14 protein-coding genes are annotated in these 12,408 nt (G+C 62.2%); all 14 read left to right on the top strand.

Annotated features, from left to right (window positions below):
• The first annotated feature begins 9 nt into the window (after positions 1–9).
• The gene (fabG, locus tag MOQ67_RS24190) at positions 10–753 is read left to right on the top strand and encodes a 3-oxoacyl-ACP reductase FabG (protein ID WP_046382365.1); all 744 of its coding nucleotides are present in this window, start codon (positions 10–12) and stop codon (positions 751–753) included.
• A gap of 192 nt (positions 754–945) precedes the next feature.
• Entirely contained in the window at positions 946–1,182 is a 237-nt protein-coding gene (gene acpP / locus MOQ67_RS24185; protein ID WP_003175607.1) for an acyl carrier protein, read from the top strand.
• 126 nt (positions 1,183–1,308) lie between these two features.
• Positions 1,309–2,553 carry a beta-ketoacyl-ACP synthase II gene (gene fabF, locus MOQ67_RS24180; protein WP_046382366.1) on the top strand — a complete coding sequence of 415 codons (1,245 nt, stop codon included), beginning with the start codon at positions 1,309–1,311 and terminating at the stop codon, positions 2,551–2,553.
• Positions 2,553–3,368, top strand: a complete 816-nt coding sequence (pabC, locus tag MOQ67_RS24175; protein WP_079444531.1) for an aminodeoxychorismate lyase — start codon at positions 2,553–2,555, stop codon at positions 3,366–3,368. The genes fabF and pabC overlap by 1 nt, the downstream gene beginning before the upstream one ends.
• 1 nt (position 3,369) lies before the next feature.
• Positions 3,370–4,500 (top strand): endolytic transglycosylase MltG, encoded by a 1,131-nt coding sequence (gene mltG / locus MOQ67_RS24170; RefSeq protein ID WP_198717495.1) that lies wholly within the window; start codon positions 3,370–3,372, stop codon positions 4,498–4,500.
• Positions 4,501–4,519: 19 nt separating this feature from the next.
• Positions 4,520–5,152 carry a dTMP kinase gene (tmk, locus tag MOQ67_RS24165; protein WP_046382369.1) on the top strand — a complete coding sequence of 211 codons (633 nt, stop codon included), beginning with the start codon at positions 4,520–4,522 and terminating at the stop codon, positions 5,150–5,152.
• Positions 5,145–6,134, top strand: coding sequence for a DNA polymerase III subunit delta' (locus tag MOQ67_RS24160; protein WP_448125389.1), 990 nt, complete (start codon positions 5,145–5,147; stop codon positions 6,132–6,134). Before tmk ends, MOQ67_RS24160 begins: the two co-directional genes overlap by 8 nt.
• A gap of 63 nt (positions 6,135–6,197) precedes the next feature.
• Positions 6,198–6,983: a TatD family hydrolase gene (locus tag MOQ67_RS24155; RefSeq protein WP_046382371.1), complete on the top strand. Its 786-nt coding sequence runs from the start codon at positions 6,198–6,200 to the stop codon at positions 6,981–6,983.
• Positions 6,984–7,429: 446 nt separating this feature from the next.
• Positions 7,430–8,098, top strand: coding sequence for a TetR/AcrR family transcriptional regulator (locus MOQ67_RS24150; protein ID WP_046382372.1), 669 nt, complete (start codon positions 7,430–7,432; stop codon positions 8,096–8,098).
• A gap of 114 nt (positions 8,099–8,212) precedes the next feature.
• A complete protein-coding gene (locus MOQ67_RS24145) occupies positions 8,213–9,181 on the top strand; it encodes a GTP 3',8-cyclase MoaA (protein ID WP_102618412.1) in 969 nt (322 codons plus the stop codon).
• A 184-nt stretch (positions 9,182–9,365) separates the two neighbouring features.
• Positions 9,366–9,971, top strand: a complete 606-nt coding sequence (locus tag MOQ67_RS24140) for a DUF4823 domain-containing protein (RefSeq protein WP_198717496.1) — start codon at positions 9,366–9,368, stop codon at positions 9,969–9,971.
• A 16-nt stretch (positions 9,972–9,987) separates the two neighbouring features.
• The gene (locus MOQ67_RS24135) at positions 9,988–10,548 is read left to right on the top strand and encodes a DUF1285 domain-containing protein (RefSeq protein ID WP_046489303.1); all 561 of its coding nucleotides are present in this window, start codon (positions 9,988–9,990) and stop codon (positions 10,546–10,548) included.
• 69 nt (positions 10,549–10,617) lie between these two features.
• Positions 10,618–11,331 (top strand): GntR family transcriptional regulator, encoded by a 714-nt coding sequence (locus tag MOQ67_RS24130; protein WP_046382376.1) that lies wholly within the window; start codon positions 10,618–10,620, stop codon positions 11,329–11,331.
• Complete coding sequence (locus MOQ67_RS24125; RefSeq protein ID WP_104902621.1) at positions 11,328–12,359, top strand: ADP-ribosylglycohydrolase family protein; 1,032 nt, start codon at positions 11,328–11,330, stop codon at positions 12,357–12,359. The genes MOQ67_RS24130 and MOQ67_RS24125 overlap by 4 nt, the downstream gene beginning before the upstream one ends.
• Positions 12,360–12,408 lie beyond the last annotated feature (49 nt).

Here is a 12,408-nt window from a genome sequence, read left to right as displayed (position 1 = left end):
GAAGCCTGCATGAGTCTGCAAGGTAAAGTTGCACTGGTTACCGGCGCAAGCCGTGGCATTGGCCAGGCGATCGCCCTGGAACTGGGCCGTCAGGGCGCCGTCGTGATCGGCACCGCCACTTCCGCCGCGGGCGCCGAGCGTATCGCCGCGACCTTGAAGGAAAACGGCGTGCAGGGCACCGGCCTTGAGCTGAATGTGACCAGCGATGAGTCCGTGGCTGCCGTACTGGCCGAGATCACCGCACAGTTCGGCGCGCCGGCGATTCTGGTGAATAATGCCGGTATCACCCGCGATAATCTGATGATGCGGATGAAAGACGACGAGTGGCATGACGTCGTCGACACCAACTTGAACAGTCTGTTTCGCCTGTCCAAGGGCGTTTTGCGCGGCATGACCAAGGCGCGTTGGGGTCGAATTATCAATATTGGCTCCGTAGTGGGTGCCATGGGCAACGCAGGCCAAGTAAACTATGCCGCGGCGAAAGCCGGTCTGGAAGGTTTCAGCCGCGCACTGGCGCGTGAAGTCGGCTCGCGGTCGATTACGGTCAACTCGGTGGCCCCTGGGTTCATCGACACCGATATGACCCGCGAACTGCCGGAAGCACAGCGTGAAGCCTTGCTGACGCAGATTCCGCTGGGCCGTCTGGGCCAGGCTCAAGAGATCGCGAATGTGGTCTCTTTCCTGGCATCCGACGGTGCGGCATACGTGACTGGGGCTACAATCCCGGTTAACGGCGGGATGTACATGAGTTAAATTGTGACGGATCGCTTCAAAAAAATGTCATACGAGCTGTCTAAAATCCGTTATAAAGCTGCAACTTAATTTATACGCGGGTGGCCGACCGGGTACGGGGTGAACCTTTCAGTTGAAAAGCTGAAATGGCTTTCTATACACTTACCCACTGGCCAGCTGCCTGAATTTGTCCATTAGGAGTGAAAACAAGGTATGAGCACCATCGAAGAGCGCGTCAAGAAAATCGTTGCCGAGCAACTGGGCGTTAAAGAAGAAGAAGTGGTCAACACCGCTTCCTTCGTTGAAGACCTGGGTGCCGACTCCCTTGACACCGTTGAGCTGGTGATGGCTCTGGAAGAGGAATTCGAGACCGAAATCCCGGACGAAGAAGCTGAAAAAATCACTACCGTTCAAGCTGCAATCGACTACGTTACCAGCCACCAGGCGTAATAGTTTGTAGTCGTCGCTTGCTGTCAGGGAAAAACCGCACTGCTGTAACGGCGTGCGGTTTTTTCTTTAGCTCTGATGAAAAGTGATTCTGAAGCAAAGTGTCGTCATTAGAAAAAGGAGAGTGCTGTGTCGCGTAGACGCGTCGTAGTCACCGGTATGGGTATGTTGTCGCCACTGGGCACGGATGTGCCGAGCAGTTGGCAGGGCATTCTGGCTGGCCGCAGTGGTATTGGTCTGATCGAACACACGGACCTTTCTGCCTATTCCACCCGTTTTGGCGGCTCGGTAAAGGGGTTCAATGTCGAGCAATACCTCTCGATCAAAGAGTCCCGCAAACTCGACCTGTTCATTCAATACGGCCTGGCAGCCGGTTTTCAGGCAGTGCGTGACGCTGGTCTGGAAGTCACCGACGCCAACCGTGAACGCATCGGCGTGGCCATGGGTTCGGGTATTGGCGGTTTGACCAATATCGAAGAAACCAGTCGCACGTTGCACGAGTCCGGTCCGCGTCGAATTTCACCGTTCTTCGTGCCGGGTTCGATCATCAATATGATTTCCGGTTTCCTGTCCATCCATCTGGGAGCACAGGGACCTAACTACGCCATTGCCACGGCTTGCACCACAGGCACGCATTGCATCGGCATGGCCGCGCGCAATATCGCCTATGACGAAGCGGACGTGATGATTGCCGGCGGCGCTGAAATGGCGGCCTGCGGCCTGGGCATGGGCGGCTTCGGCGCGTCGCGTGCGCTGTCGACCCGCAACGACGAGCCGGCTCGTGCCAGCCGTCCGTGGGACAAGGGCCGTGACGGTTTCGTCCTGGCCGACGGCGCCGGTGCGCTGGTGCTGGAAGAGCTGGAACACGCCAAGGCGCGTGGCGCGACGATCTACGCCGAGCTGATCGGCTTTGGTATGAGTGGCGACGCCTACCACATGACTTCGCCACCGGCCAACGGCGCCGGTGCTGCGCGTTGCATCACCAACGCCCTGCGCGATGCGAAGATCAGCCCGGACCTGGTGCAGTACATCAACGCCCACGGCACTTCGACAGCGACCGGCGACCTGGCGGAAGCCGAAGCGATCAAGTCAGTGTTCGGCGAGCACGCCTACAAGCTGGCAGTCAGCTCCACCAAGTCCATGACCGGCCACCTGTTGGGTGCGGCGGGCGCGGTCGAAGCGATCTTCAGCGTGCTGGCCATCAGGGATCAGGTCGCTCCGCCGACCATCAACCTCGATGAGCCGGATGAAGGCTGCGACCTGAACTTCGTGCCTCATGAAGCGCAGAAAATGCCGATCGACGTGGTGTTGTCCAACTCGTTCGGTTTCGGTGGCACCAACGGTTCCCTGGTGTTCCGCCGGTTCGCCGAGTAATGCACAGCTGGGTCGACGGTCAGCCAGCGGACAGCGTGCCCCTGAAAGATCGTGGCCTGGCGTATGGCGATGGCCTGTTCGAAACCATCGCCGTCAAGGCCGGGCAACCCGTGTTGCTCGACCGCCACCTGCAACGCCTGGCCGAGGGTTGCAGGCGGTTGGCATTGGTTGTGGACCCGGCATTGGTCCGCAGCGAAGTGCTCGCTTACGCCAGCGCCCTCGGCGACGGCGTACTCAAATTGATCCTCACCCGAGGCGACAGCCTGCGCGGTTATGGCATCAACCCCGGCGCCCCGGTGCGCCGTATCCTGCAGGGCAGTGCGCCTGCTGCTTATCCCCAGGCCCATGGCAACGACGGTATCCGCCTGTTTCCGTGCGCCACCCGTTTGTCCGAACAGCCGCTGCTGGCCGGTCTCAAGCACCTCAATCGCCTCGAACAAGTGATCGCGCGCGCCGAGTGGCAAGATACCGAGCATGCCGAAGGTTTGATGCTGGATATGTCCGGGCGCGTCATCGAAGGCGTGTTCAGCAACCTGTTCCTGGTGCGTCACGGCGTGTTGTTGACCGCTGATCTGAATCGTTGCGGCGTGGCCGGCGTCATGCGTGCCGAGGTGCTGGCCCAGGCGCAGGCGCTCGGCACCCCGGTGGTCGTGGCCGATATCAGCCTTGAGCAGTTGCAGTCGGCCGACGAGGTTTTTGTCTGCAACAGCGTTTATGGCATTTGGCCGGTGCGCGGCTGCGCTGCGATGAGCTGGTCGGTTGGGCCGCTCACCCGTAAACTGCAGAGCATTGTTCGCGCGCTATTGGATATTTGAGTTGATACGAAAACTGTTGTTACTGCTGCTGATCGGTCTGTTCGCGGCGGCGTTGCTGTTGGGGTTTTCGGCCTGGAAGCTCGACTCAACCCTCAAGCAGCCCTTGCACCTGACCGAGGAGCAACTGCTCGACGTCCCGGCCGGAGCCACGCCGACCGGCACTTTCAATCGCCTGGAAGCCGACGGTGTGCTCGACGGCGCCTTCTGGTTGCGTCTGTACTGGCGCCTCAACCTTGAAGGCCAGCCATTGCACAGCGGCGAATACCGCCTCACTCCCGGCCTCACCGCCCAAGGCTTGATCGGCCTGTGGCAGCGTGGCGAAGTGGTGCAATACAGCCTGACCCTGGTGGAGGGCTGGAATTTCCGCCAAGTGCGCTCGGCGCTGGCCAAGCATGAAAAGATCGTGCAGAGCCTTGCCGGCCTGAGTGACAGCGAAGTGATGGACAAGCTCGGCCACCCAGGGGTTTTCCCCGAGGGGCGGTTCTTCCCCGATACCTATCGCTTTGTGCGCGGCATGACGGATGTCGAGTTCCTCAAGAAAGCCTACAACCGCCTGGACGACGTGCTCGCCCAGGAGTGGAGCAAACGCGCCGCCGACGCGCCGTACACCGACCCCTACCAAGCGCTGATCATGGCCTCCCTGGTGGAGAAAGAGACCGGTGTGCCGGAGGAGCGCGGGCAGATCGCCGGGGTATTCGTGCGTCGCATGAAGATCGGCATGCTGCTGCAGACCGATCCGACGGTGATCTACGGCCTGGGCGAGCGCTACAACGGTAAGCTGACGCGCGCCCATCTCAAGGAAGCCAACCCCTACAACACCTACATGGTTGCCGGGCTCCCGCCGACACCCATCGCGATGGTCGGCCGCGAGGCGATTCATGCGGCGCTGAACCCGGTGCCGGGTAGCAGCCTGTATTTCGTTGCCCGAGGTGATGGCAGTCATATTTTCTCGGACGACCTGGATGCACATAATGCCGCGGTGCGTGAGTTCCAGCTCAAGCGTCGCGCCGATTACCGTTCCAGCCCGGCGCCGCAGGTGAAGCCGTTGGAAGACCCCGCGCCGACGAACGATGCCCCCGACGCACCCGCCGAGCCTGCGCCGGACGCCGCCGCACCGCAAAGCCCGCAATGACTCTGACTAAGGACTGCCTGTGACTGGCTTGTTTATTACCCTGGAAGGCCCGGAAGGCGCCGGCAAAAGCACCAACCGCGATTACCTGGCCGAGCGTTTGCGCGCTGCGGGCGTCGAGGTGGTGCTGACCCGCGAGCCCGGCGGTACGCCATTGGCCGAGCGCATCCGTGAAGTGCTGCTGGCCCCAGGTGAAGAACAGATGAACCCGGACACCGAACTGCTGCTGGTGTTCGCCGCACGCGCCCAGCACCTGGCCGAAGTGATTCGCCCGGCGCTGGCCCGCGGCGCCGTGGTGATTTGTGACCGCTTCACCGATTCCACCTATGCCTATCAAGGCGGTGGCCGCGGCCTGTCCCAGGCGCGCATCGCCACCCTGGAGACCTTCGTCCAGGGCGATTTGCGTCCCGACCTGACCCTGGTGTTCGACCTGCCGGTGGAAGTCGGCCTGGCCCGTGCCAGTGCGCGTGGCCGCCTGGACCGCTTCGAACTGGAAGGCCAGGCGTTTTTCAACGCCGTGCGCAGCGCATTCCTCGCCCGGGCCAAGGCCGAGCCGGCGCGTTACTACCTGTTGGACGCCGCCCAGCCGCTGGCCCAGGTGCAGCAGGCCATCGATGCGCTGCTACCCACATTGCTGGAGCGCGCCCGTGGCTGAAGCCTACCCTTGGCAGGACAGTCTCTGGCAGCAACTGGCGGGGCGTGCCCAGCACGCCCACGCCTACTTGTTGCACGGCCCGGCGGGTATCGGTAAGCGCGCACTCGCCGAGCGCCTGATGGCCAGCCTGCTGTGCCAACGCCCGGTCAACCTGGAAGCCTGCGGCGCATGCAAGTCCTGCCTGCTGCTCAAGGCCGGCAGCCACCCGGACAACTACCTGCTGGAACCTGAGGAAGCGGACAAGGCGATCAAGGTCGACCAGGTGCGTGACCTCGTCAGCTTCGTGGTGCAAACCGCGCAGATGGGCGGGCGCAAGGTCGTACTGATCGAGCCGGTGGAGGCGATGAACATCAACGCGGCCAACGCCTTGCTCAAAAGCCTCGAAGAACCTTCCGGCGATACCGTGCTGTTGTTGGTCAGCCACCAGTCCAGCCGCTTGTTGCCGACCATTCGCAGCCGTTGCGTGCAGCAGGCGTGCCCATTGCCCAGCGAGGCGATGAGCCTGCAATGGCTGGAACAGGCTTTGCCGGACTGTTCCGAAGCCGAACGCGTCGAGTTGCTGACCCTGGCCGCCGGCTCCCCCCTGGCCGCCGTGAAGCTGCAGGCCCAGGGCGTGCGCGAGCAACGCGCGCTGGTGGTGGACGGGGTGAAAAAGCTGCTCAAGCAGGAGTTGTCCGCCACCCAGTTGGCGGAAACCGCCTGGAAGGATATCCCCTTGCTGCTGCTGTTCGACTGGTTCTGCGACTGGTCGAGCCTGATCCTGCGCTACCAGTTGACCCAGGATGAAAATGGCCTGGGCCTGCCGGACATGCGCAAGGTCGTGCAATACCTCGCGCAGAAAAGCGCACAGGACAAGGTGCTGAATATCCAGGACTGGATTCTCGCCCAGCGCCAGAAGGTCCTCGGCAAGGCCAACCTCAACCGCGTGCTGTTGCTCGAAGCGCTGCTGGTGCAGTGGGTCGGTTTGCTCGGCCGGCGTTAATTTCCGTGGCCGACGGGTGTATCGTCGGTCAGATCCTTCCCGTGATTGAAGTTGTCATTTCCTATGCTCGTAGATTCCCATTGCCACCTTGATCGCCTCGACCTCGCCCAACACGGCGGTTCCCTCGACGCCGCCCTGGAAGCGGCCCGCCAGCGTGGGGTCGGGCACTTCCTGTGCATCGGCGTCAGCGCCGACAATGCGGCCGACGTCAAAGCCCTCGCGGATCGCTACGCGGACGTGGATTGCTCGGTGGGTATCCACCCGCTGGACCTCAAGCCCGGCGAAGCCCCGGCCCTCGACTGGTTGCTCGGCGAACTCAACCACCCACGGGTGGTGGCGATTGGTGAAACCGGCCTGGACTATCACTACGAGCCCGAAGCCGCGCTATTGCAGCAAGCGTCGTTCCGCCTGCACCTGCACGCCGCCGAGCAGACCGGCAAACCGGTCATCGTCCACACCCGCGGCGCCCGCGCCGACACCCTGAGCCTGCTGCGCGAAGCCGCATTGCCCCAGGCCGGCGTGCTGCATTGCTTCACCGAAGACTGGGACATGGCCAAGGCGGCCCTCGACCTGGGGTTCTATATTTCCCTGTCGGGCATCGTCACCTTTCGCAATGCCGACGCCCTGCGTGACGTGGCGCGACAAGTGCCGGCCGACCGGCTGCTGGTGGAAACCGACTCGCCGTACCTGGCGCCGATTCCCCATCGCGGCAAGCCGAACCTGCCGGAGTATGTGCGTGACGTGGCGGATTACCTGGCGATGCTACGCGGTGAATCCTACGAACGCTTTGCCGAACAGACCACCGAGAACTTCAAGCGCCTGTTCCCGCTGGCGCACGTCGCGGGTTGACGCGACCAAATCCGAGGCAAAAAAAACCCGGGTTCTGGGGGGGGGAATCCGGGTTAAGACCATTAGGAGTAAAACAAGGGCACGCAGTCCGTCGGTACCCAGGTCGACGCTTCACTTGGGGGAGATGTCGCGCCGACAGTTGAAGTATTGATCAGTATCCGATTCAGTCCAGTCGCGTCTGGTCGTTTTTTAAACAGATTTGGAATACGCGCGCTTCGCTTGAGTTCTCATTGAGCGGATGTACAGGCGTAGACGTCACGTATTATTTCTGACTGAACACCATGAATTCGTCGGCATGCTGAAAGTAATGTGTGTGAACGGTTCACATAAGCGTTGCCCAACGACCGTTCAGTCGGGATAATCCCTCGTACCGGGTAAATCGTATTGCCACGTCTCCTTGGCCCTGCGCAACCCTCCCTATACCGACCTCTGCAGACCTTTTCCTCATGCAAAAAGAACCCCGTAAGGTCCGTGAGTTTCGCCGCCGCGAGCAGGAAATTCTCGACACCGCCCTCAAGTTGTTCCTCGAACAAGGTGAAGACAGCGTTACCGTCGAGATGATCGCGGATGCCGTAGGTATCGGCAAAGGCACCATCTACAAGCACTTCAAGTCCAAGGCCGAGATCTACCTGCGCCTGATGCTCGACTACGAGCGCGACCTGAACGAGCTGCTGCATTCGGCCGATGTGGACAAGGACAAGGAAGCCCTGTCGCGGGCCTACTTCGAGTTCCGCATGCGTGACCCGCAGCGCTACCGCCTGTTCGACCGCCTGGAAGAGAAGGTGGTCAAGGGCCATCAGGTGCCGGAAATGGTCGAGGAGTTGCACAAGATCCGCGCCTCGAACTTCGAACGCCTGACCCTGCTGATCAAGGGCCGCATCAGCGAAGGCAAGTTGGAAGACGTGCCGCCGTATTTCCACTACTGCGCCGCCTGGGCGTTGGTGCATGGCGCGGTGGCGCTGTACCACTCGCCGTTCTGGAGCAATGTATTGGAAGATCAGGAGGGTTTCTTCCAGTTTCTGATGGACATCGGTGTGCGTATGGGCAACAAGCGCAAGCACAGCAGCGAGCTGCCACCCGTTGACGCTGCACCTGCTGGCACACCTGCCGCGTAATGATTTGCTGCCAGGTGCAGTAACCCAGGAATATACTCAGGTAAGGCTATTGCCAAAAGCTGATTTATGAGTCAGCTTTTGCTGCGTCTGAATTATCCTCTGCCGGAGTGATCCATGATCGTTGATCGTCAAGGCAGGCGTTTTCGCAATTTGCGGATCAGCCTGACCTCAGCCTGCAATTACGCGTGTACCTATTGCGTGCCTAACGGCAAGCGGCTGGTGGCTGCCCAGGACGAACTCTCGGCCGAGGCCATGGCCCGTGGCGTGGCTTACCTGATCGAAGCCGCCGGTATCGAGCGCCTGCGCATCACCGGTGGTGAGCCGTTGGTCAGCCCCAAGCTGGAAGCCTTCATGGGCGCCGTGGGCGGGATGGGCCTCAGTGAGATCAGCCTGACCACCAACGGCCAACTGCTGGCGCGCAAACTGCCGCTGCTGGTGGACGCCGGCATTCGGCGCATCAACGTATCCCTCGACACGCTGAACGCCGAGGCCTTCCGCAGCATCGCCCGTGGCGGCGACCTGGCCACGGTGCTCGATGGCATGGACCAGGCGCGCGCGGCCGGGATCAAGATCAAGGTGAATATGGTGCCGTTGCGCGGCCAGAACCTCGATCAGGTGATGCCGCTGCTCGACTATTGCCTGGAACGGGGCTACGAGCTGCGCTTTATCGAACTGATGCGAATGGGCCACCTGGCCAAGGACTCCAATGCCTTCCTGCAGCAATTCGTCAGCCTTCAGCAACTGCTGAGCCTGATCGGCGAACACCACGAATACCTGCAAGCCAACGCTCCCGTGGACGCCACGGCGGTGCGCTACGAAGTGCCGGGCAAGGGTTTCTTTGGGGTGATCGCCAACGAAAGCGTGCCGTTCTGCCGCACCTGTTCACGGTTGCGGCTGTCGTCCACCGGTTGGTTGCATGGCTGCCTGTCGTCGAGCAATCGTCACTATGTCGGCGACCTGCTGGATAAACCGCGCCACCAGGCGCTGCCGGCCTTGCAAGGCTTGCTGATCAAGGCCCTGGGCGACAAACAGGAAGTGGCGTTCTCCGGTGGTGCGACCATCATGAAAATCATCGGCGGCTAACCCGGTTTTCAAGATTGCGCACAATCCAGTGTGGGAGGGGGCTAGCCCCCGATTGCAATGTGTCAGTCCCAGATAATCTGACCGACTCGCCGCAATCGGGAGCAAGCCCCCTCCCCAAATGGCGCGGATTCTGCATCTCATGCCCATTCGCCGGTTTTCCGTCACCGGCTTCTGGAGGATTAGGATGCGTAGTCTGGTTTTGTTGCTGGCGTCGTTGGCGCTGAGTGGTTGCATGACCGTCAGCGATATGGCCGAAGGCACCCGTTATCAGATGAGCGACGCCGGGTTGCTGGACCACAGCGACACCCGGCGCTCCGCGTCGATTCGCGTGCAGCCGGACTCCTTTGTCTTCATCGCCCAGGGCGCCTTCGTGCCGCCCGGCAGCGCCTATCCGCGCCCGAACGTGGTCGCCGAAGAAGCTTTCAATGGCTTCGTCGAATACTTCCCCATGGTGCGCCGCGCCCGCCAGCCCGAAAGCCTCGAACAAGCCATGGCCGAAGCCCGTGCGGCTGGCGCTCACTACTTGCTGTACTGCCGCTTCGCCAAGGCGGATGACCGCATCGGCAACGCCGATGAGTGGACCGATCAGCAGGCCCTCGACCGTGTCGGCCTGGACAGCGGCGTTATCCAGATCATGTTGATCGAGACCAGCACCCAGTATTTGATTGATACTGCACGGATTCGCAGTCGTGGCGGTTTACTGACGTTCCACGACAATACGCCCCAAGATCTGATCGCCCGCCCGCTGGCGCAGTACGCCCGAGGCCTGCTGGGCATGAGCGATCAGTAAGCCAGAGGAGAAGCCCATGACCGATTCCGCCAAGGCCAATGATCTATTGGCCCAACTGCCCAAGGGCAAGGGGCCGGCGCCGGTGCATCTGTGGAACCCGGACTTCTGCGGCAACATCGACATGCACATTGCCCGCGACGGCACTTGGTATTACCAGGGCACGCCGATCGGGCGCAAGCCGATGGTCAAGTTGTTCTCCAACATCATCCGCCGCGATGGCGATGAGTACTTTCTGGTCACCCCCGTGGAAAAGGTCGGCATCACCGTCGAGGATGCGCCGTTTGTCGCGGTCACCCTCGAAGTCGAAGGGCAGGGCGAAAGCCAGCGGTTGCGCTTCACCACGCAAGTCGACGAGCAGGTCGAGGCCGATCTTGAACACCCGCTGCGGGTGGTGATCGACCCCGACACCGAGGAGCCTTCGCCCTATCTGCGCGTGCGCGCCAACCTCGAAGCCCTGGTGCATCGCAATGTGTTCTACCAATTGGTCGAGCTGGCGGTGAGCCGTCCGATCGACGGTCAGAACTGGCTCGGCGTGTGGAGCGGCGGGACGTTCTTCCCGATTGGCCTGGAGCCCTGAGCAGGTTTTTTCCTCTCCCTGAAATAATTCGCTTGCTGTAAACGGCTGCTTTCGGTTATCAATTTGTACATGATTAGACATGTCCGATTCGATAAGAAAAAACGCGTCGTCGACGAACTCATCCGCCGTATCGAAGGTGGGGTGATGGCCGACGGTTTCCTGCTGCCGGGTGAGCATCAACTGGCCGAAGAGTTTGCGGTCAGTCGCGGCACGCTGCGCGAAGCCCTGGCCGAGCTCAAGCGCCGCAACTACATCGCCACCCAGGGCGGTGTCGGCTCCATCGTCACCTATGACGGCATGGTGCTCGACCAACGCAATGGCTGGGCCCAGGCCCTGGCCGACACCGGCGCCCTGGTCAGCACCGACATCCTGCGCTTCGAAGCCGTGACCCGCCCGGACCTGTTCAGCCGCTTCGGCAGCGACCAATTCATCGCCCTCGACCGTCGCCGCCGCGCCGCCGATGGCCGCGCCGTGTCCTTGGAGCGCTCGCTGATGCCGGCCTCCGGAGGCCTGGAAGGCTTGCCCCGGGTCGGGCTGATCGACAACTCCCTGACCATCACCCTGGCCGCCTACGGTTACGTCGGCGCCGAAGGCGATCAATGGATCGGCGCCGAGCCTCTGACCGATGAAGATGCCGAGCTGCTCGAGCGCCCGGTGGGCACGGTGTTTCTCAAGGCGTCGCGCACCACTTACGACCGGCGCGAACGCTTCATGGAATACGTGGAGAGTCTGCTCGACCCGCTGCATTTTCGTCTGCACTTGCAGTTTGGCGCGACGAAATGAGCGCGCACAATCGTGCCCTCGGCGCCTTCTACGGTCTGGCGTTGGGCGATGCCTTGGGCATGCCCACCCAGTCTTTGAGCCGCGAGCAGGTCCGGGCGCGCTTCGGTGCCATCACCGGCCTGGAAGATGCCGACGCCGACCAACCCATCGCACCGAACATGCCCGCCGGCTCCATCACCGATGACACCGAGCAGGCGATCCTCGTCGGCGAGTTACTGGTGGAAGGCCAGGGCACGATCGAGCCGAGCGTACTTGCGCGGCGCCTGATCGACTGGGAAGCGCGAATGCGCGCCAAAGGCTCCCAGGACCTGCTGGGCCCGTCGACCAAGCGCGCCATCGACATGATCCTCGCCGGGCATACGCCTGAAGAGTCCGGGCGCTACGGCACCACCAACGGCGCGGCGATGCGTATCGCGCCGGTGGGGATTGCCGCCGATGTCAGCGACCCCGCGCCGTTCATCCGCGCGGTGATCCAGGCGTGCCAGGTGACCCACAACACCAGCCTGGGCATCTCCAGTGCCGCGGCAGTGGCGGCAGTGGTCTCGGCCGGGATCAACGGCGCGGACCTGGGCGCAGCGCTGAACATCGGCAGCCAGATCGCCCAGCAGGCCGAACGCCATGGACACTGGGTGGCCGGCGGCCGTATTGCCACGCGCATCGGTTGGGCGCGGACCTTGAGCGTCGCCAGTGGCGACAAGGCGCTGTTCGCCGACCTGCTCTATGAATTGATTGGTACCTCGGTCGCTTCCCAGGAATCGGTGGTGGTGTCGTTCGCCCTCGCGCAGCAAGTGGCGGTGGGCGAGATGAACGCCTTCGAGGCCTTGTGCGTGGCCGCCAGCCTGGGCGGCGACACCGACACCATCGCCGCGATCCTCGGCGCGATGCTGGGCGCGTGCCTGGGGATGCAATGCTGGCCGGCGGCGATGATCGAACAGGTCCAGCGGGTCAACGGGCTGGCGTTGCAGCCGTTGGTTGAAGGCCTGCTCAGCTTGCGCCAGGCGCCACCGGCCAGCGCGCTCGCGCACTGACCGAGTCAACATTGCGATTTGCGAATTTGCCACAACCCTAACAATACTG

The sequence above is a fragment of the Pseudomonas sp. LY-1 genome (assembly GCF_053502595.1).
Note: the sequence above shows the minus strand (reverse complement) of the source record. Positions and strands in the feature narration are given on the sequence as shown.

Bases quoted from the DNA above. Each gene is read 5' to 3' on its own strand.
- acpP (WP_003175607.1), top strand. From the start codon at position 946: ATGAGCACCATCGAAGAGCGCGTCAAGAAAATCGTTGCCGAGCAACTG.
- MOQ67_RS24135 (WP_046489303.1), top strand. From the start codon at position 9,988: ATGACCGATTCCGCCAAGGCCAATGATCTATTGGCCCAACTGCCCAAG.
- fabG (WP_046382365.1), top strand. From the start codon at position 10: ATGAGTCTGCAAGGTAAAGTTGCACTGGTTACCGGCGCAAGCCGTGGC.
- pabC (WP_079444531.1), top strand. From the start codon at position 2,553: ATGCACAGCTGGGTCGACGGTCAGCCAGCGGACAGCGTGCCCCTGAAA.
- MOQ67_RS24125 (WP_104902621.1), top strand. From the start codon at position 11,328: ATGAGCGCGCACAATCGTGCCCTCGGCGCCTTCTACGGTCTGGCGTTG.
- MOQ67_RS24155 (WP_046382371.1), top strand. From the start codon at position 6,198: ATGCTCGTAGATTCCCATTGCCACCTTGATCGCCTCGACCTCGCCCAA.
- MOQ67_RS24150 (WP_046382372.1), top strand. From the start codon at position 7,430: ATGCAAAAAGAACCCCGTAAGGTCCGTGAGTTTCGCCGCCGCGAGCAG.
- MOQ67_RS24140 (WP_198717496.1), top strand. From the start codon at position 9,366: ATGCGTAGTCTGGTTTTGTTGCTGGCGTCGTTGGCGCTGAGTGGTTGC.
- MOQ67_RS24145 (WP_102618412.1), top strand. From the start codon at position 8,213: ATGATCGTTGATCGTCAAGGCAGGCGTTTTCGCAATTTGCGGATCAGC.
- MOQ67_RS24130 (WP_046382376.1), top strand. From the start codon at position 10,618: ATGATTAGACATGTCCGATTCGATAAGAAAAAACGCGTCGTCGACGAA.